Source organism: Paradesertivirga mongoliensis (assembly GCF_024436395.1).
GTDB lineage: Bacteria > Bacteroidota > Bacteroidia > Sphingobacteriales > Sphingobacteriaceae > Paradesertivirga > Paradesertivirga mongoliensis.
In genome coordinates this window covers 1,091,482-1,111,560 of the sequence record NZ_JAFMZO010000001.1, presented here as the reverse complement: position 1 = coordinate 1,111,560, position 20,079 = coordinate 1,091,482, and the positions used below count along the sequence as shown (strand labels likewise).

Sequence of the window (20,079 nt, the reverse complement as noted above, 5' to 3'; positions counted from 1 at the left end):
TGTACTTAATTCTTCTGCCTAAGGTTAAATATGTCGCAAACTTATTTATTATTATTTAGCTGGCGTGGAATTTATAACATTTAAAGCTGCCCAGGCAGGGTATTTATCTAAAAGACTTTTCGCCCAAGTTCCATACCAGGCATAGCCGGCCCGCCGCTCATACTCCAAATCCTTCAGGTCTTTTATCTTAACTCCATCGCGACCGCATATAAAAGGTTCGTTGGTATCTACCTCATAAAACCTCGCCCATATCACGCTTGACGGATCTTTAACCAGAAGTCTGTCGTACCCCCTCGCCTTCGTAGCATCGGGTACAACCTCATATTTAATGCCCTTAATTTGAACAGCATTTAACCAATTTACTCCAGCTGTTATAGCAGCTTTCATCCTTTCCGAAGGATTGGGCTGACTCAATAGGAACTGAAGAATTCCTACAGACTCACTGCCGCTTAAGGATACTAATTCATAACTTCTTGCCTTGGCGGGAAGCAGAGTATTCTTATCGTGCTGGGCGCACCAGGCTGTTAACTTTCCACCAACCTTTACCTGAGTGTTCAAAATACATTCTATGCCTTTTTCAACAGCGATCTTGGATGCTGCCGACAAAGTTTTATCAACAGCGGATAAAGCTCCCGCACCAGCACTTACATCATTTAGAAGATTCAGGACATTGATCATCGCATTATCATTGTAAGTAATATGCTTTCTGTATCCGCTGGTATCGGGAAAGAATTGAGGCCAGCCGCCGTTATTGTACTGGGCTTTTAAAAGGTAGGAAATTCCTTTTTCCGCGGCGTCTAAATAAGCCTTGTTTCCGCTGAGTTTATATTGTTCTGCCAAAAAGCGAACTTCTTTAACCGTAGCTCCATTATCGATGGTAGCATCATTTCGGGAAGCATCGTCTTTTACAGCGGCTTCATCACCAGCCGACAGCTTCCTGGTGTAGTCTACTTTAACATTATTGATGTGCTTTGGCCAGCCGCCACTGCTGCGTTGATAGGCAAGCATGTTTTTCGCTATAAGCTCCTGACCAGCCTGTGAGCTCTTCCCTTCTCCAGGCTTTACATTGTCTTTTTCCTGTGCATTCAAATGGCCTGCTGCACCTGTCAGTGCAATCAGAAGAACTGCCAAACCTAATTTAGTTTTCATTAATTTGTTGATTGAGCAAGTAACCAGTTCACCAAGTCGTTTGCGGCCTTAAAATTTTCATATTGTGCCGGCAATTTGCGGCCATCAACGTATTCATTATATAACCATGGGTCGCCAACTGCAAATACAGTTCCTTTACCAACTTTCGCGGTAGCCATAACCACATTTTTACCTGACGTGAAGGCAGGCCTGGCCGGCGGAGAAAGCTTCAGAGTGCTGATTTCTTTGATATAAACTTTCTTAGAGGTTTTAAATATAGGGTGCTTTGCAGGAATAACGAAAGCTCCTGTCTCATAAGCATCGTTCTTAACCGCATTAATCATGTCTTGATTAAAATGGATCCCGAAGCGATTGGCAATGGTATTAAATTTCACCAGCTCTGCATTAGTATAGTCATTGGTCATCAACACCAGCACACCACCGTCATTTACCCATTTATAAAGTTCGTCGGCATCCTTCGCAGTGGCAAAATTTGGCTTTGCAGTTTCCTTTTCAGTATCCGGATCAACAATAATATAAACGTCAGAGTTTTTCAGATTCGCAGCTGTAGGCGCAACAGCTGAGGTATTGGTTTTTGCCCCCGCATAGTTAAACAGGTTACCAAGTACCCGAAATCCGCTGTTAGCTGCGTCATCCCAGGTATAGTGGTATTTATAATTTTTTCCAAGTACATCCTTACGGATCTCGTTGTTGAAGTAGGTATCAAGAGTTACTACCTTTCCTTTGCCGGTTTTGGATAGTGCAGCCAGATCCATTTCATTGGCAGCCATCATAAATGCTCCAACTCCTTTAGGGTCGTTGGTGATAACCTTTTCTCTCAAATAGTATTCATAACTACCATCCCGATAAGGATTGCCACCCAAACCAGACACACTCACCGTTTTAGTCAGATTTACTTTGTCGGCATTTACTGTTTCAACAAATTCTTTCAGCATCCCATTATATCCGGTTTTCGCGACGTTCATATAGTTTTCGGGAAGAAAACCCAGACGCACACCTTTCGCCAAAGCATACACGAACATTCCGGAAGCAGAAGATTCTAAATAATTCCCCTTACCTGTTGGCATATTGAGGATGTCGTACCAAACGCCTGATTTGGGATCCTGAACACTTTGAACTGCTTTTGCAAAACGGTTCAATATGGCGATCACAGAATCGCGCTTGGGGTGGTTGGCCGGGAAATATTCAAGAGCGTCTACAAGTCCCATTCCGTACCAGCCCATTGCCCGACCCCAGAAATGAGGTGAACGGCCCGTTACCGGATCGGCCCATCTTTGTTCCCTGGATTCGTCATAACCGTGATAAAGAAGCCCTGTTTTAGGATCGAGGGAGTTTCTTTCCATCAGGATAAACTGGGTAGCGATATCGTTAAACGCCGACCAGTCGTGGGCCATAGCTGAATATTCGGCATAAAAAGGCTGGCCCATATACAATCCGTCAAGCCACATCTGATGCGGATAAACTTTTTTATGCCAGAACCCACCTTCGGCAGTACGCGGATGGGTACTCAACTGCTGACGCAATGACTGAACAGCCTTAAGGTATTTCTCCTGACCCGTTACTTTGTATAGCAAGATCAAGGCGCGGCCATTTTTAATATTGTCTATGTTATAGCTATCACTGGAGTAAGTTCTGATCGTTCCATCGGGCTGTACAAAATGGTCCATACTTTTCTTGATGTAGTTAAAGTATTTTCCATCGCCGGTACGGTGCCAGATTGCCGAGATCCCTTCGAGTATGGTTCCCTGGTCGTATGTCCACTTAAAGGGGCGGCCCGTCCAAAGAGAATCTGCCCAAATATCCATAACGGTAGCAGCCATACGTTCGGAAACGGGCTTAGTTTGTGAGATGGACTGAAAGCTTAAAAGTGATAATAAAACGAATATTGAATAAGTTCTTTTCATTATTAATAAGGTCTATTTTATAGTCAGCGACTGGTTTTTAGCATCCTGAGAAAATTCTGTTTGATTAACGGCGCCTTTAACATTAGTATTGGCAACAGAGATATTAGCGCTGCGATCACCTTTTACATTAAACAGCAAGGCCGCACCTTCTTTATATCTAAACCCGTCGAAGAAAATAGAATTGCTGTTAAGAATATTTACAACCGGTTTTGTGTCCTTGCTGATAACATTGACATTTTTAAAGTGGATGTTTCGTGCCTCCTCCACTTCTATCCCCTTATTGGCTTGCAAAGTCATATTTTCAAGGAAGATATTGTGAATATTCATTTCGGGTAAACCGCGAATAAATATTGCCTTAGCGGCTCCGTCTGCTACCACGTTGTTGATATAAATATTTTTGAAAGATGGGGTCTCTTCTGTAACCGGCAGGACCTGAACCTTAGGTGCCTGACGATTTTCGCCGGCGGCCGGAATCGGATCAACAGCCGCATAGTACATATCAAATAACAATGCCTCGCCGGCAATGTCTTTCATGCTGATGTTTTTGATGAAGATGTTCTCTACCACACCACCGCGTCCACGAGTGGTTTTAAAACGAAGTCCGATATCTGTTCCGATGAATGTACAGTCTGAAACATAAATATTATTTGCGCCTCCAGACATTTCACTGCCTACTACAAAACCTCCGTGAGCATGATAAACCACACAATTTCTGATCACCACGTTTTGAGTTGGCATTGCCCGTTTACGCCCCTCTGCATCTCTGCCGGATTTAATACATATCCCGTCATCTCCAACATCAAATACACTATTTTCGACCAGAACATTATTACATGATTCTATATCCAATCCATCGCCATTTTGTGCATACCAGGGGTTTTTAGCATAAATGTCGCGGATCACAATGTTCTCGGACATTAACGGATGGATGTTCCATGCCGGTGAGTTTTGAAAGGTAACACCTTCTAATAAAATGTTTTTACATTTAGCCAGTACCACTAAATTCGGACGGAGAAAATCCTTTATTTCGGCAAAATCATCAGCTGTTTTGCCACCCGCGATAACCCCCGCTGCTTTAACTTTTGATCCTTTCAGAGAACTCTCTGTGGGATACCAGATTTGTTCATCATCACTTAAAACACCACCTGACGCTACCAGATTTTTCCATTGACTCTCGGTCAGCTTCCCCCTCTTAACCATGCGCCAGGCATCACCACTGCCATCTATTATCCCTTTTCCGGTGATGGCTATATTTACCAGATTAGTGCCGGAAATGGGAGATTGATTGCGAATGGCGGCTAAACCTTCCCAGTTGGTTGATAGCAGTTTGTATTGCGACAAATCCTTAGTAAAGGAAAGCATGGCATCTGCTTTCAAATGCAGATTAACATTGCTTTTTAATTCGATAGGGCCGGTAAGCCATAACCCCCTGGGCACCACAACTACGCCCCCCCCTTTTTTTGAGCTGGTTTCGATGGCATCATTGATACTTTTAGTATTTAATGTAATACCGTCGCTTACGGCTCCGAAGCTTACAATACTGAGTGTGTCTTTTTTAAATACCGGCGCTTTAACAACAGGCAGTTTAGATGGCCAGGGTTTAGCTCCCTGCTGAGAATAACTTGCCGACGATGCAAAAACGAGAGCAGTAAGAGATAATATAGTAAGTGTATGTTTCATTATAAATTAAAGTTTGATCTTATAACGGACCAGCTGCAGTTTTAATACATTAAAAAGCTTTGGGGAAACAGATTCTGGACCGGCTTTATCAGTTAGTGTATTTCTTGCTGCCAACTTATCAACAAGTTTAGCAAGATTAAGGCAAAAGCAACAGGATTTGAAGAAGAATATTTACGCAATCGTTCCCGAAAACGGCTCAGCGGCTTGCTAGATTCAAAAAGAGGCCGGTTATTGATATAACCAGCCTCTGTAACCTTTTCATGACCAACTCTAACATCTCAGATTCGGGATACCATTAAGAGTTGTATGCATTTTGGTCTTTATCTCAAATCTCTCATGGCTACGGCATCCATATCCGAGTAAACGAGATTCTCGCCGCTCATCGACCAGATAAAGCCATAGTTGGCCGTTCCACCTCCCGAGTGAATAGACCAGGGTGGAGAAATTACTGCCTGATGGTTGTGCATGATAAGGTGTCGCGTCTCTTGCGGCTGACCCATCATGTGAAAAACCACTTGATTATCCGGAACATCGAAATAAAAATAAATTTCACTTCTTCTGTCGTGTACATGCGAAGGCATAGTATTCCACACGCTGCCTTCGTGTAAAACGGTTAATCCCATTACCAGCTGACAGCTTTTCGCTCCTTCCAGGTGGATATATTTGTAAATTGTACGCTCGTTAGCTGTGGCTTTGCTGCCAATAGTTGTCGGAAATGCGTCTTCCTTCTTAACTAACTGAACCGGAAATTCCTTGTGAGCAGGAACTGAGTACATGTAGAACATGGCCGGGCTATCTGCCGAAAGGCTTTTAAACTTTACAGATTTAGCGCCTTTACCTATATAAAGTGCATCCAGCTTCGTTAATGAATAAGCGGTTCCATCTACAACTATTTCCCCGTTGCCGCCAACATTAATCACTCCAAGTTCTCTTCTCTCAAGAAAATAATCTGAACGTAAGTTATCGTAAGTAGGTAATTCAAGCTCCTTGCTTGCAGGCACAATACTTCCAACAATCGCCCTGTCAAAATGCGAATATGTGAAGTTGAACTGATCATTTTGCATCAGATCATCTACCAGGAAGTTTTCTCTCAGCTCTGCTGTATTAAGGCCCGCAACCTCTTTTGGGCCCTGAGCATATCGTTGGTTCATTAACATATAGTATTATAAATTGAGTTTATATTTATCGTGCCATCCATCCGCCATCTACCGTTAAGATGGTTCCGTGAACATAATCAGAAGCTTTTGAAGCGAGGAAAACAACAGGCCCTTTGAAATCTTCGGGCTCACCCCACCTGCCGGCTGGTATGCGGTCGAGTATTGATTTGCTTCTTTCCGGATTGTTCCTTAATTCGTCGGTGTTATCCGTGCTGATATACCCGGGCGCAATAGCATTTACATTCAATCCCTTCGCTGCCCACTCGTTGGAAAAAGCTTTTACCAAACTACCTATGGCTCCCTTACTTGCGGCATATCCCGGAACATTTACGCCACCCTGGAAACTTAACAAAGATGCAGTAAATATAATCTTACCCGATCCGTTTTTCAGCATACTGGCGCCAATCTCGCGCGTAATAATGAATTGACTATTAAGATTCACATCTATAACCTTGTACCAGTAATCGTCAGAATGCTCGGCGGCAGGCTGCCGCAAAATTATCCCGGCGTTGTTAACCAGGATATCGATCTTTGGATTCTCTGCCAAAACTTTTTCCAGGAATTGCTTTACCTGACCTTTATCGCCGAAATCGCATTGGTAAGCCTTGAAAGTCCGCCCGAACGAATGAACCGATTTTTCCACTTCGCTGCCGGTTTGGACAAGAGATGAAGACACCCCAATAATATCAGCGCCTGCTTCTGCCAGCGCTTCAGCCATCGCTCTGCCGATTCCACGATTGCACCCGGTAACAAGCGCCAATTTTCCTTCTAAGCTAAATAATAGAGGTGTGTTTGTCATTTTTATACGGAATGCCGCAAATTACTCTTTCCTGATAAGATTTAAAAAGGATGTAGCAGTTTTGTTTCGTTTAAGTGCTCTGGGGTTAAAAGGTTTTTTATCCGGAGCAATTTTCATAACATTGCATCTTCTAATTCAAACCATCATTAAATAACACGATAACATGTCACTATCTCTTTTTGACTTAACTGGAAAAAGAGCCCTTATTACAGGCGGAACCCATGGTTTGGGGATGTCTATGGCAACCGGGCTCGCCAAAGCTGGAGCGCAAATAATTATCAACGACATTGATAAACAAAAGCTCGATACAGCAATTGAAGAATATGCTAAAAACGGCATAAAATGTCACGGGTATATTTTCGACGTAACCGACGAAGCTGCAGTTGCTAAAGGTGTTGCTCAAATTGAACAAGAAGTTGGCCCGATCGATATTCTGATTAACAACGCAGGTATTATTAAACGCATCCCCGTTTTAGAAATGGAAGTCGCCGATTGGGAGCAGGTAATCAAAATCGACCTTACAGGACCATTTATCATGTCGAAACAGGTAGGTAAATTTATGGTTCAGCGCAAATCTGGCAAAATCATCAACATCTGTTCTATGATGAGTGAGGTTGGAAGAGCAACGGTGAGCGCTTACGCTGCTGCAAAAGGCGGATTGAAGATGCTTACAAAAAACCTTGCGACAGAATGGGCTCAATACAATGTTCAGGTAAATGGTATCGGTCCGGGTTATTTTGCAACTACGCAGACTGCACCTATCCGCGTAGACGGACATCCTTTTAACGACTTCATCATCAGCCGCACACCGGCAGCAAGATGGGGAGAACCCGAAGATTTACAAGGAGCCACTATCTTCTTAGCTTCTAAAGCTTCGGATTTTGTAAGCGGGCATATTCTTTATGTTGACGGCGGTATCTTAGCTACGCTTGGAAAAGCGGCTAATGAATAATATAAAGCAATAAAACATCCTGTAAGCTAATCAGCTTATAGGATGTTTTTTAAATACTTTTTATCAAGCTGTTTAAATAAACTTCCAGATTAGTGTAGAAAGTTTTAGCAGCTACTTTGGCAGCATCTGAGGGATCATTCGGATTAAGTTTATTTTTTCTCTCCCAATCATCCGGCACTCCGTCTTTATCAGAATCCAACGGAGCCGTCAGAGATTTCAGTTCGGGCCATCCTCCTACATCATTGGGCGAATCAATGATCCCATTATTTGCTTTTCCTGATACCGATACTCCGTTTCTAACTTCCTGGGTTATTCTTGAATCTACAATATCACGCTTGTGGCTGGCCCCGGCATGCGCCAGCACCAGGTCGAATGCCTTCCTCGCGGTGTGCTGGGTGATGGGCACCGCCTGAAAAGCCACATCTGCCTTTGCCGAATCGGGATGATCTGCCTGAACACCTCCACTCCAATTGTCATCACTTATAGCCGGATAACCACTGATCTCATTTCCGGCAACGTAAAACTTACCATATGGCGACCATGGCTGCAACATCCGGTTCTTTTTAGATGAATCGGTTGCCTTGCCCGACCTGAAATAATTGGCGACAACATTATATCTCCCCTCCTCACCGCCATAAATATTATTTTCACCCCAATTGTAAATCACGTTATTCCTGAAATCTACCAGCTCGTCGGGCGTATTTTTAGTAGTTGAGGAGCCACTAAAACGCGGCGTACGACTTTTATGGCTCGCTAATAAATTATGGTGGAAGCTAGCTCCACGGCCTCCCCAGATGCCGCCATAACCATGTTCGCCTTTAGCATGAGCCGAAGCATTCAGGCTCTCGGATATAATACACCATTGCATGCTGAAATTTTTGTTATTGTAAAATGAAGCAGTCTCATCTGTGGCCCAGCTTACCGAGCAATGATCGATGATGATATTCGAATTGCCTTTAACGCCTCCCAGAGCGTCTCCCTGGTATTTCTTCTCGTCGCCCATCCTCACCCGGAGATAACGTATTATAACATTATCAGCCTTTACATTGAGTGAGTAATTTTTTAAACAAATTCCATCCCCCGGAGCAGATTGACCCGCGATGGTAATATCCGGATTATTTATATCCAGAGGAGATTCTAAAGCTATGGTGCCCGAGACCGCAAATACCACCGTCCGCGGCCCTTTAGCCTGGATGGCTTTTCGTAAACTTCCCTCTCCAGCGTCATTAAGGTTGGATACAATGATTGCTTTGCCTCCACGACCACCGGTGGTATACTTCCCAAAGCCTTCAGCACCGGGGAAAGCAATGGGTTGCCCGTCGCTGGCTGTTTTCAGAACTTGCGGAGCACAACTACAAAGCAGAAAAGCGGCAGCGATGATTATAATTCTATTCATTTTGTTATTTGATTTGGGCGTCAGTAATTATCTTAACGCTCGTTCGCCGAATCTGTGACGTTACCCGTGATTTGCTAGGATAAGAAAGATTTCTTGCGGTTACCACCGCCTAAGTAACTGGTTATTACTTGGGTTTATCTAATAACAAGTTTAAACACTTTTTATTAAAGTTTTGCAGGCCTGGTTATAAAAAAAAATGCAATCGTTCCCGGCAACGATGTAGGCAGAAACTTTCCCCAAATCACTTTGTTATTCTTACCTTCATTTCATTAACTTCGACAAGTAAATAAAACACCGAATGCGGTTTGAAACCACCACTATAAAAGACATCGCGAAAGCTTTAGGATTCTCTACATCCACGGTTTCGCGGGCACTTAGAGGCGGTTACGAAATTAGTGAAGAAACCAAGCGGATAGTTCTGGAGTATGCCGAAAAAATCAATTACCGTCCAAACCCAATAGCCTTAAGTTTAAAAGAGAGGCGGAGTCATTCTATCGGCGTAGTGGTTTGCGAGATTGCGAATAATTTTTTTTCACAGGCCATTAACGGTATTGAGTCTATTGCCTACAATTCAGGCTACCATGTCATCATTACTCAAAGCAACGAAAACCATGAACGTGAGGTGCTGAACGTAGAACATCTTGCTTCGAGGTCGGTAGATGGATTATTGATTTCGCTATCATCAGAAAGTAACGATATTTCATATCTGAAATCTTTGCATGAAAAAGGTCTACCGATCGTATTCTTCGATCGCGTGAGCGAAGAGATAAACACCCACAAAGTAATAGCGAATAATTTTCAGGGAGGTTTTGAAGCTACCGAGTTTCTTATTAAATCGGGATACACTAAAATAGGGCATTTCACCAACGCGGCGCACCTTTCCATTACACGCGAGCGACTGGAAGGATATAAAGCGGCTCTGGAGAAGCATCAAATTCCTTTTAACGAGTCGTATGTTAAATATTGCAGTTACAGTGGCTTAATTCAGGACGAGATTGATGCTGCAGTTAAAGATATCCTTAAACTGAAAGAAAGACCCGACGCGCTGTTCATCGCCCAGGACAAAATTTCTACAAGTACCTTGCTGGCACTTAGAAAACTGGACCTTGAATACGGCTGCAAGATCGGAATTTCGGGCTTCACGAATTCGAATGTTGCGCCTCTGTTCTCGCCCCCGATTACAGTAGTGAGACAACCTGCTTTTGAAATGGGACAACAGGCCACTCAACTGCTTATTAAGTTAATTGAAAGCAAACATCCGGTAACTGAATTTGAAACCAAAACCTTAAATACGCAGCTTATCACCCATAGTTCGACGAACCGGAAGCTCTAATCTTCGAACACCCCAGATTAACCGACGAACGTTAGCCCTTTAAAAGAACCGGTTTATCTATAACATCACCCTCTTAGTCTAATTAGTTTTCACACACCGAAATCATCCTGTTAATTTGATATACAAGATGAACGCCATGAAAAAGACACAAGCAATATCACCGTTTTTGATTCTATTGATTCCTGCCTTATTGATAATTGGATATAAAAGCAAAGACACGATCGAAATAGCGCCCGGCAAACAACAAGCAAGCCTTCGCTTTCAAATTCCCTCTTTAAAAGGAGTTATAAAAACGTGCTTTTAACATCACAGGTACTCTGATTGATGTTGTTCAGGGATGATTACTGTCGAAAAACCCGCATCAACAAGCTTTTGCCTGAATATTTGCTGCACATCGTATTCGCCGTGCACGAGAAATATTTTTTTTACTTCTTTTGGATCCTGGCACGATAAAAACCGCAACAGGTCTTCATAATCGCCGTGCGCACTCATCGATTTGATAACTCTTACGTCAGCTCTGACATCAAATTCATCGCCGAAAATCCTTACAACCCTAGCTCCGGCTACCAGTCTCCCACCCAAAGACGAGGGCTCGCAATAACCCACAATAAGAATGGTATTTTTAGAATTTTCAACATTATTCTTTATGTGATGTTTTACCCTTCCTGCTTCTGCCATTCCCGAAGAAGAAATGATTACACAGGGGCGCGGATCTTCGTTCAGCGCTTTTGATTCTTCTACCGATTGAATAAACTTGAGTCCTTTGAAATGAAATACGTCGTCGTCGCTTTTCAAAACTTCCTTAACCTTTTTGTTGAAAACTTCGGTATGTTCTTTAAGCACGTTAGTGGCTTTTTCAGAAAGGGGACTATCTACGTAATAAGCCAGATCTGGCAGAGTGCCTTTAATCTCAAGTGCATTCAAGGCATATAACAGCTCCTGGGTACGACCAACACTAAATGCCGGGATAATAAGCTTTCCTTTCTTAATCACGCATGTTTCCTGGATAACCTCCTGAAGCTGGCCTTCGATAGCCTCTAAATCTTTATGCAGTGAGTCGCCATAGGTCGATTCCAGAAGTATGAAATCTGCCTGGTCGAATGTCTGAGGGCTCTGTAGCAAGGGATCTCCATACCGTCCAACGTCTCCACTAAATGTTATCCGATATTCCTTTCCTTCATCAATGATTGTAAGGTGCACTGCTGCACTGCCGAGAATATGGCCGGCATCGGTAAATTTTAATTTTATCCTCGGATCGATCTCGAAGTCTTCATTATACTCAACTATCTTAAAAAGCCGCATTGTCTCCATCACATCTTCTTCAGTATACAATGGGTCGACCAAGGGTAGTCCCTTACGGGCGCGGTTCTTATTGCTAAACTCGGCATCTTGCTCCTGAATATGCGCCGAATCGTTTAACAGAATCCGCGCTAAATCCATAGTCGGCGCAGTACTGTAAATTGTCCCCTTAAAGCCCTCGGCAACCAAACGAGGTATTAACCCGCAATGATCAATATGTGCATGTGAAAGGATTAAATAATTCACTTTATCGGGTCTGAAGCCGAAATGCTCATTGAGGCCATCGGTTTCTTCTCCTAGTCCCTGGAACATTCCGCAATCGAGTAATATTTGTGTGCCGCTCTGTAATTGTATTAGGTGCTTGCTCCCTGTAACGTTTTGGGCTGCACCGTGAAAGGTTATCGTCATTTGAAATGTATGTGTTAACTTAACATCAAAAGCATTTAGATGTTTTTTCAAAGAAACTAACAAAATAGTTTTGAAAACTAAATAATTAGTTTTACGTTTGTTTAAGAAGATGAATATTATGGAATTGAAAGAACTTACAAAAGCCGAGGAACAGATCATGCAGATATTATGGGCGCTGGAAAAAGCATTTGTGAAGGAGGTGATAGATGAGCTACCCCAGCCTAAGCCTGCTTACAATACAGTTTCTACCATCATCAGAATATTAGAGACTAAAGGATTTGTTGAGCACGAAGCTTTTGGCAAGAGTCACAGATATTTCCCGGTGGTAAGTAAAGAGCAATATAAAAGCTTCGCCACCGAAAAGCTTCTTAGCGGATACTTTGGCAACTCTGTAGAAAACATGTTTTCATTCTTTGTGAAGAAAGAAAAGATCGACTTAAAGGAAGCCGACGAGATCTTAAAACTGATTCAAAACCTAAAGAAAAAATAATATGAATTGGCCATCCTACCTCATCCAGGTAAATATCTACCTGATCTTGTTTTACGCATTCTATGAACTTGTGTTAAAGAATGAGACGTTCTTTAAATGGAACAGGATATTCCTGCTGGCATCGGGTGTACTATCGTTTATCATACCGGCTGTGCAGTCGGATTGGGTGCGATCCATGTTTGTAACCAAAGAAATTGAACAGGTAACTTATGTAATTGCAGTATCGCCGGTAATTACTTTAAGTGCACCTGCAGCGACAGATAGTAACCTCAGTTTGATGGAATGGCTAAGCATCATCTATCTGAGTGGAGCTCTTTTCTTCCTTTGCCGGTTTATATGGCAGCTATCGAAAGTTAATAGGAGCTTTAAGGAGGGGAGCCGGGCTCAATCGTTTTTCACTAAAATAAAAGTATCGGAAGATCTTCCGTCAAGGGAATCGATTGTAAAGCATGAAAAAGTTCACGCATCCCAATTACATTCTGCAGACGTTATATTTTTTGAGCTTATCAATATTATAAACTGGTTTAACCCGGTAGTATATGGATACAAAAGATCTGTAAAATTTATCCACGAATTTATTGCAGATGAGGTGGCCTCGGCCGAGAAGGGGAAATCTGACTATGCTCTTCTCCTGGTAAGCAACGTCTTTGGAATCCGGAAAGAACAACTAACGAACAATTTTTTCAACCAGTCACTCCTAAAAAAACGAGTCATGATGCTTTACAAAACCAAATCCCGAAAAACGGCACTGCTAAAATATGGGCTTGCTGCTCCGCTGTTTGCTTCGATGGTCATATTTTCCTCGGCGACCATCAAGTCGGAAAGCCTTACTAAAATTGAAAGCTCAATAGAGGCCGCGAGTGAACTTAAAATAACTGGCAACAAAGAAATTTTTATTCAAAGCACAGCTGGTACCGTCCAAACTGAGGCAGTTTCTAATGAGGATATTTTAGCAAAGTCAGAAAAGCCGCGATTAGCAGAAATCATTCAGCCTGAAATTGATCGGGATAGTAGCTTACTTGGGGTAGCCGAAGTTGAAACAATGCCCCGGTATCCTGGCGGAATGGAAGCATTTTACAAATGGATTGGAAAGGAGTATAAATTTCCAAAAGAGGCACAGACAGCAAAAGTTTCAGGCAGACTAATAGTCACTTTTGTAGTCGAGAAAGATGGAACACTCACCAATATCCGCGTGCTTAGGGATTTAAAACATGGCACCGGAGAGGAGGCCGTTAGACTGCTATCAAGCTCACAAAAATGGCTTCCGGGGATCCAAAATGGAAAACCTGTGCGGGTACAGTATACCTTGCCTCTAATGCTCAATTACGAATCAAACGAAAAGAACTCTGAGGACAAAAAAGGCTTAAGTACACCCAGTCAGCCGAACGGTCCAGTATTCAGAGCGGGGGTTAACCCGGTGATCTTTATTGACGGTAAACGATTTCAAAAAGATATACCTTCCGGCTTCAATTTTGGAACTGCTACGGAAGCTGAATATGCCGACTTACTTGGAATTAAAGCCTCGGATATCCGAAGCATATCGGTAACTAAGAATGATGATGGCTCAACAAATGGCACCCTTTCTATTACTACTGCAGAGGGAATAAAAGGGAAGAACGTTCGTATTTGGAAACCGGACCCCTCACATAATTTGAGCCTTAGAATTAATGGATCTAACCTTAAGGAGAAACCTCTTTATATATTGGATGGAAAGGAAATAACATCAGAACAATTTCAAAAGATCCAGCCATCCCGTATCGAAGCCATTTCAGTACAAAAAGACAGCGCAGCTACCGCGATATACGGTGAAAAAGGCAAAAACGGCGTCATAATTATTACTTCAAAAAAGTAACTACAAGCAGAGAGCCCTGACGTTTTCACCTCAGGGCTCTTTAAATTTCCTCCTTGCCTCGTGGCAACAAAACTACTTAAATTTCTTCTTCTTTAAAAAGCTTAGCCGTGAAAAAGTCGCGTCTCATCCGATTTATATTCGTCATTGAGATCTCTTTCGGACATTCAATTTCGCAGGCTCCAGTGTTGGTACAACCACCAAATCCTTCGGCATCCATTTGCGCAACCATCGATTGTACACGACGGTAACGCTCTGGCTGTCCCTGAGGTAATAATGCCAGTTGAGATACCTTAGCTGAAACAAAAAGCATCGCAGAGGCATTTTTACAAGCCGCTACGCAAGCGCCGCATTGAATACAGGTCGCCGAGTTAAACGCTTCATCCGCTATCACTTTTGGAATAGCTATTTCGTTAGCATCAGGCACACCGCCAGTATTCACCGAAACATAACCACCAGCCTGCTGAATTCTGTCGAATGCAGAGCGATCAACCGCCAGATCCTTAATAACCGGGAAAGCTGTTGCACGCCATGGTTCAATAGTGATGGTTTCACCGTCTTTAAAACTGCGCATATGCAATTGGCAAGTGGTGATTGCACGCTTTGGCCCATGCGGGCGACCATTAATATATAATGAACACATTCCGCAAATACCTTCGCGACAATCGTGGTCAAAATGGATAGGGTCTGTACCCTTTTTTAATAAATCTTCATTTACTACGTCAAGCATCTCCAGGAATGACATATCCGGAGAAATATTTTCTGCTTTGTAAGTAACAAATCCTCCCTTGTCGCTGGCATTTGCCTGCCTCCAGACTTTAAGGGTTAAATTCATGTTTCCGCTCATCTGTTGTTAGATTTGAGAGTCAAGAAGCTAGAATCAAGACTAATCCGTTCCTTCTTGTCTCTGTTTCTTATATCTTGATTCTATTTATAACTACGTTGTGTCAACTTAACATTTTCGTATACCAAATGCTCTTTGTTCAATTGCTCTGGCATATTTTCGCCTGTAAATTCCCATGCGGCTACATAAGCAAAATTATCGTCATCGCGTAGTGCTTCACCTTCTTCGGTCTGGCTTTCTTCACGGAAGTGGCCTCCGCATGATTCTCTGCGATGCAAGGCATCGTCAACCATAAGCTCACCAAGTTCGATAAAATCTGCAACACGGCCGGCCTTTTCAAGCGACATATTCAATTCTTCATTCTTTCCTACCACAATTGCGTTCTTCCAGAAATCTGCTTTTAAAGCCTGAATAAGACCTTTAGCTTTCGTAAGTCCGGCTTCGTTACGTGCCATACCGCAGTATTCCCACATAATGTTACCCAACTCACGGTGATATTCATCCACGGTTTTATTTCCTTTTAGTGATAAAAGGGTGTTTAACCTGTTCTCCACAGCTTTTTGCGCTTCAGCGAAAGCGGGATGACTGGTATCAACCGGCTTCGGACCAATTCCCGCAAGGTAATCGCCTAAAGTATATGGTATCACAAAATATCCGTCGGCCAGGCCTTGCATCAGAGCAGAAGCTCCCAAACGGTTTGCTCCGTGGTCAGAGAAATTACACTCACCCAAAGCATACAATCCCGGGATAGTAGTCTGAAGATTATAATCTACCCAAAGGCCGCCCATCGTGTAGTGAACCGCAGGATAAATACGCATTGGTAACTCGTAAGGATTTTCGTCGGTAATCTGATAGTACATATCAAACAGGTTACCGTATTTGGCCTGAATTGCCGGCTGCCCTAAGCGCTGAATCGCATCAGAAAAATCAAGATAAACTGCTTTACCCGACCCACCAACACCACGTCCGTCATCAACTGCTTCTTTGGCATTACGCGAAGCAACATCGCGGGGAACAAGATTTCCGAAAGATGGATACTTGCGCTCCAGGAAATAATCTCTGTCATCCTCCTTCACATCACTCGCCTTTAATTGCCCTTTACGGATCTGCTCGGCCATTGCCTGGGTTTTTGGAACCCAAACACGTCCGTCGTTACGCAACGACTCAGACATCAGCGTAAGCTTAGACTGGTGATCACCACTTACAGGAATACAGGTGGGGTGAATTTGCGTATAGCAAGGGTTTCCGAAGAAAGCGCCTTTTTTATGTGCACGCCAGATTGCAGTAGTGTTGCTACCCATGGCGTTTGTAGAAAGATAAAATACGTTTCCGTAACCACCAGTGGCTAAAAGAACCGCGTGGCCTGCATGAGTTTCTAATTTCCCTGAAATAAGATCTCTGGTAATTATACCCTGAGCTTTACCATCAACTACCACCAGCTCAAGCATCTCGTGGCGGTTGTACATTTTCACTTTACCCTCATGAATTTGACGGTTCAGAGCAGAATATGCCCCTAGCAACAGTTGCTGTCCGGTTTGGCCGCGAGCATAAAACGTACGTGATACCTGAGAACCTCCAAAAGAACGGTTATCCAGTAATCCGCCGTACTCGCGTGCAAATGGTACACCCTGAGCCACACATTGATCAATAATATTGACCGACTCTTCAGCTAAACGGTGAACGTTTGCTTCCCGTGCACGGTAGTCACCGCCTTTAATGGTATCGTAAAACAAGCGATAAACACTATCACCATCGTTACGATAATTCTTGGCAGCATTGATACCACCTTGCGCGGCGATAGAGTGCGCCCGGCGAGGGCTGTCTTGAAAACAGAAAACTTTTACGTTATAACCAAGCTCTGCCAGGGAAGCAGCAGCCGAAGCACCTGCTAAACCGCTACCAACTACAATAACAGTATATTTTCTCTTATTGGCAGGGTTAACAAGTTTTAAGTTGAATTTATGCTTGGACCACTTTTCAGCTAAAGGTCCCTCTGGTATTTTAGAATCTAAAATCATCGCAGAAAATTATTTTATGTGCCTAAATAAGGCCGAATTGTTTTAAATATATATATATAGGCATTGCAGCAAACAGGGCAGGAATTATAATACTAAACACCCATAAGCCAAGAAATTTGATTGCAGGGAAATACTTGTTATGATCAAACCCTAATGTTTGGAAGCCACTTTGAAAACCGTGGTAAAGATGAAAGCCCATAGCAATCATGGATAATACATAAAGAATAACATACCATAAGCGACCGAAGGCGTCAACCACAATCTTATAAAGATCTTTTGCTACAACCACTTCTTTGCCGCTTTGACTGTCTACATATTCTGAATGTACAAGCGGGTTTCCATCAAAGGGCAGCGGAGTGAAAGTTACATCCGCAGGATTCGATAAACTCATTTCGTAACGGGCATATGGAAGATCTCCATTGTGATATTCCCACCAGAAACTTTTCATGTGAATCACAATAAAGATTAGAAGTATGGTACCTAATATTCCCATATTTCTTGAACTCCAGGAACTGTTTGCCGAGCCATTATATTGCGCATAGCCTACAGGCCGGGCCTTGTTATTCCTTATAGTGATGAACAGAGCATAAAGCGCATGCAACACAATTGAAAGATAAAGAACATACGAAATGATCTTAATTGGTAAAAAATGAGTCATAAAATATGAATACTCATTGAAGGCCTTACCCGCATCATCCTTAAACAGCTGTAAGTTTCCGATAAGATGGACGACGAGAAACAGGGCCAGAAAAAGACCCGTTAAGCTCATAATCAATTTCTTTCCCATGGTGGTGGAGAAAGTTTTAGTGAAACTGCTCATTACTTTTTGTTAGATTTAATATTTAAGAGATGCAAAAGTATTCAAAATGGGCTTACATATATAACCAATTTTAGCTTTCGAAAGAGTTTTGATTTATTTAGAAACGTTCTAAAAAAGAAAATGACTAATTATAGTTTTTAGTGAATTTGGAAAAATCATTCAAAATAAATTGAATTCATCGCATATATCGCCTAATAAAATCATTTTTAAACTCGAAAAATATCGTTTTTTTCGATTTAAATACAAAGATTTTACGAATCACAAAAAATGACTATTCAAAAACTAAACACTAAGCTAGAAAACCCATTTATTTTGAAAACAATCATCCCTTATGCATGGGCAATTTTTATTTTATCCTTACTAACCGGATGTCATCAAAAAGAAACGACCATAAATGGCCGCGTAAAAGGCATCAAAAATGCAGTAATAGAAATCAGCGGGCATGGTAAGTTGTGGGATGCAAATATCGTCGACGAAAAATTCCAGATATCAGCCATACCGGACCGGGCAGAGTTCTTTAAATTGAAAATATTGTTTAGCGGTGGCAAAAATAAAACTGTGGAGTATCCAATTTATCTTGCAGAGGGCGAATACAATTTTGTGTTAGATTCGGCAAGTATCCAAAGGTATCCTCTTGTAAAAACTCAGGTTAAGTTTCAAAATGAGCTATCTTACTTTTATTTGTCAGATTTACCTGACCTCTCAAACCTGGAGAATTTTGTAAGAAAACATTCTAAATCGCCGGTATCAGGATATCTTCTAAATCAAGTTAGTGAGAAAGATATGCGAGAGAACCCAGGCTATTATGATAAATTATTTCGCCTCCTTGATCCTGAAGTAACCGAAACAGCGTATTCAGAAAATGCAAAGAATAAAATTGAAGGATATACACGAATCCGGCCGGGCGCCCCTATGCCAAAAATCGAAGGCCGCATGCCAGATGGAAAACCGTTTAACAGGAATCTGCTAAAAGGCAAACTGACCCTGTTAACATTCTGGGCAAGCTGGAATAATCCGAGCTTAAATGACATTCCGCATTTGAAATTCCTTTATGATAAAAATCATACTAACGGCTTCGAAATACTCGGTATCGCTATTGATAAAAAAGAAGAGCGGTGGAAGAAAGCAATTGCGGCAAATGGCTTAAGCTGGTTACATGTGGCAGATTTTAAAGGTGCCTACTCAAAAAACTTTGAAAACTTTTACACTAACAAACTCCCCTGTTATATAATTATCGGACCAGACTTAAAGATAGTCGACTTTGACGTCCCGGTGGAGAGTGTAAATATTTATATTAATGACTTTCTGAAACAGGCTTCAATAGAATAACCTTGTCTTTCAGGATTCCGAAAACGGTATCGCCCTCACTTTCCTTTAAGCAGCACTTCCCTGTAAACTTTCCAAAAGCGGGTAGAATTGCTGCATTTCTACCAAATGAAAAACACGACAGCAATACACTTTGCCTGGCCTTTCCACGCAAACGAACCGCAGGATGAATATGGCCACTTAAGATATAAGCATTCTCTGGCGGGGTCTTATCATAATCAGACTTATCGTGTACGAATAAAAACGGCCCAATAACCAGCTTATCATACAACTCAAAATTAGCCTGTTCGTAATAATCGCGGTGGAGAACATCGTGATTTCCCTGGATAAGAAGCATTCTGAGCGCGGGGAACATTTCACGCCACAACTGCAACCAATTCCAGTCGTTATTTATATCGCTGTGAAACAGATCTCCTAAAAAAATTAGTTGACTGGGGCGATACTGGTGTATCAGATCTGAAAGAACGGCAAGCTCTTCCTGTTCCAGCAGCTTCGGGATGGCGATACCAGCCTTTCTGAAATGGCCAACCTTTCCGATATGGAGATCTGAAATAATCAAAGCCTTTTCTTCTTCCCAGAAGATAGCTTTTTGTGGCAGAAAGATAAGTTGTTGATTTAAAAAAGCCCAGCGCAGCCCCTGCAGATTCATTCTGTA

General features: G+C 42.4%; 16 protein-coding genes. 5 read left to right on the top strand and 11 right to left on the bottom strand.

All coding sequences use genetic code 11. The features are described from left to right. Nucleotides 1-51: 51 nt before the first annotated feature. The 5 genes from pelA to kduD form a co-directional block, all read right to left on the bottom strand. Complete coding sequence (pelA, locus tag J3P43_RS04565) at nt 52-1,149, bottom strand: pectate lyase (RefSeq protein WP_255899609.1); 1,098 nt, start codon at nt 1,147-1,149, stop codon at nt 52-54. Continuing rightward, nucleotides 1,149-3,053: a glycoside hydrolase family 88/105 protein gene (locus J3P43_RS04560; RefSeq protein ID WP_255899607.1), complete on the bottom strand. Its 1,905-nt coding sequence runs from the start codon at nt 3,051-3,053 to the stop codon at nt 1,149-1,151. Before J3P43_RS04560 ends, pelA begins: the two co-directional genes overlap by 1 nt. A 12-nt stretch (nt 3,054-3,065) precedes the next feature. Then, nucleotides 3,066-4,733, bottom strand: a complete 1,668-nt coding sequence (locus J3P43_RS04555; RefSeq protein WP_255899604.1) for a glycoside hydrolase family 28 protein — start codon at nt 4,731-4,733, stop codon at nt 3,066-3,068. A gap of 320 nt (nt 4,734-5,053) precedes the next feature. Continuing rightward, entirely contained in the window at nt 5,054-5,884 is an 831-nt protein-coding gene (gene kduI, locus J3P43_RS04550) for a 5-dehydro-4-deoxy-D-glucuronate isomerase (protein ID WP_255899601.1), read from the bottom strand. 31 nt (nt 5,885-5,915) lie between these two features. Further along, entirely contained in the window at nt 5,916-6,689 is a 774-nt protein-coding gene (kduD, locus tag J3P43_RS04545) for a 2-dehydro-3-deoxy-D-gluconate 5-dehydrogenase KduD (protein ID WP_255899598.1), read from the bottom strand. A gap of 163 nt (nt 6,690-6,852) precedes the next feature. Here kduD and J3P43_RS04540 point away from each other — a divergent pair, with 163 nt between their 5' ends. After that, nucleotides 6,853-7,641, top strand: coding sequence for a gluconate 5-dehydrogenase (locus tag J3P43_RS04540; RefSeq protein WP_255899595.1), 789 nt, complete (start codon nt 6,853-6,855; stop codon nt 7,639-7,641). A 49-nt stretch (nt 7,642-7,690) separates the two neighbouring features. Here the strand turns inward: J3P43_RS04540 and J3P43_RS04535 are convergent, their stop codons facing one another. Further along, on the bottom strand, nt 7,691-9,037 hold the full coding sequence (locus J3P43_RS04535) for a pectate lyase family protein (RefSeq protein WP_255899593.1): 1,347 nt from the start codon (nt 9,035-9,037) through the stop codon (nt 7,691-7,693). Nucleotides 9,038-9,335: 298 nt separating this feature from the next. Here J3P43_RS04535 and J3P43_RS04530 point away from each other — a divergent pair, with 298 nt between their 5' ends. Then, nucleotides 9,336-10,370 (top strand): LacI family DNA-binding transcriptional regulator, encoded by a 1,035-nt coding sequence (locus tag J3P43_RS04530; protein ID WP_255899591.1) that lies wholly within the window; start codon nt 9,336-9,338, stop codon nt 10,368-10,370. A 306-nt stretch (nt 10,371-10,676) separates the two neighbouring features. On the opposite strand, the gene J3P43_RS04525 is transcribed toward J3P43_RS04530, so the two are convergent. Continuing rightward, nucleotides 10,677-12,077 carry an MBL fold metallo-hydrolase RNA specificity domain-containing protein gene (locus J3P43_RS04525; RefSeq protein WP_255899589.1) on the bottom strand — a complete coding sequence of 467 codons (1,401 nt, stop codon included), beginning with the start codon at nt 12,075-12,077 and terminating at the stop codon, nt 10,677-10,679. 118 nt (nt 12,078-12,195) lie between these two features. Between J3P43_RS04525 and J3P43_RS04520 the strand changes: the two genes are divergently transcribed. Together J3P43_RS04520 and J3P43_RS04515 are read left to right on the top strand one after the other, a co-directional pair. Continuing rightward, nucleotides 12,196-12,567: a BlaI/MecI/CopY family transcriptional regulator gene (locus J3P43_RS04520; RefSeq protein ID WP_255899587.1), complete on the top strand. Its 372-nt coding sequence runs from the start codon at nt 12,196-12,198 to the stop codon at nt 12,565-12,567. A 1-nt stretch (nt 12,568) separates the two neighbouring features. Beyond that, nucleotides 12,569-14,419: an energy transducer TonB gene (locus tag J3P43_RS04515; protein ID WP_255899585.1), complete on the top strand. Its 1,851-nt coding sequence runs from the start codon at nt 12,569-12,571 to the stop codon at nt 14,417-14,419. Between the two features lie 76 nt (nt 14,420-14,495). Here the strand turns inward: J3P43_RS04515 and J3P43_RS04510 are convergent, their stop codons facing one another. The 3 genes from J3P43_RS04510 to J3P43_RS04500 form a co-directional block, all read right to left on the bottom strand. Further along, nucleotides 14,496-15,263: a succinate dehydrogenase/fumarate reductase iron-sulfur subunit gene (locus tag J3P43_RS04510; RefSeq protein ID WP_255899582.1), complete on the bottom strand. Its 768-nt coding sequence runs from the start codon at nt 15,261-15,263 to the stop codon at nt 14,496-14,498. An 80-nt stretch (nt 15,264-15,343) separates the two neighbouring features. Then, nucleotides 15,344-17,278, bottom strand: a complete 1,935-nt coding sequence (locus J3P43_RS04505) for a fumarate reductase/succinate dehydrogenase flavoprotein subunit (protein WP_255899579.1) — start codon at nt 17,276-17,278, stop codon at nt 15,344-15,346. Between the two features lie 22 nt (nt 17,279-17,300). Beyond that, nucleotides 17,301-18,098, bottom strand: coding sequence for a succinate dehydrogenase cytochrome b subunit (locus tag J3P43_RS04500; RefSeq protein WP_255899576.1), 798 nt, complete (start codon nt 18,096-18,098; stop codon nt 17,301-17,303). 267 nt (nt 18,099-18,365) lie between these two features. Here J3P43_RS04500 and J3P43_RS04495 point away from each other — a divergent pair, with 267 nt between their 5' ends. After that, a complete protein-coding gene (locus J3P43_RS04495; protein WP_255899574.1) occupies nt 18,366-19,427 on the top strand; it encodes a TlpA family protein disulfide reductase in 1,062 nt (353 codons plus the stop codon). On the opposite strand, the gene pdeM is transcribed toward J3P43_RS04495, so the two are convergent. Beyond that, complete coding sequence (gene pdeM, locus J3P43_RS04490) at nt 19,393-20,073, bottom strand: ligase-associated DNA damage response endonuclease PdeM (RefSeq protein ID WP_255899572.1); 681 nt, start codon at nt 20,071-20,073, stop codon at nt 19,393-19,395. The genes J3P43_RS04495 and pdeM overlap by 35 nt on opposite strands. Between the last annotated feature and the right edge of the window lie 6 nt (nt 20,074-20,079).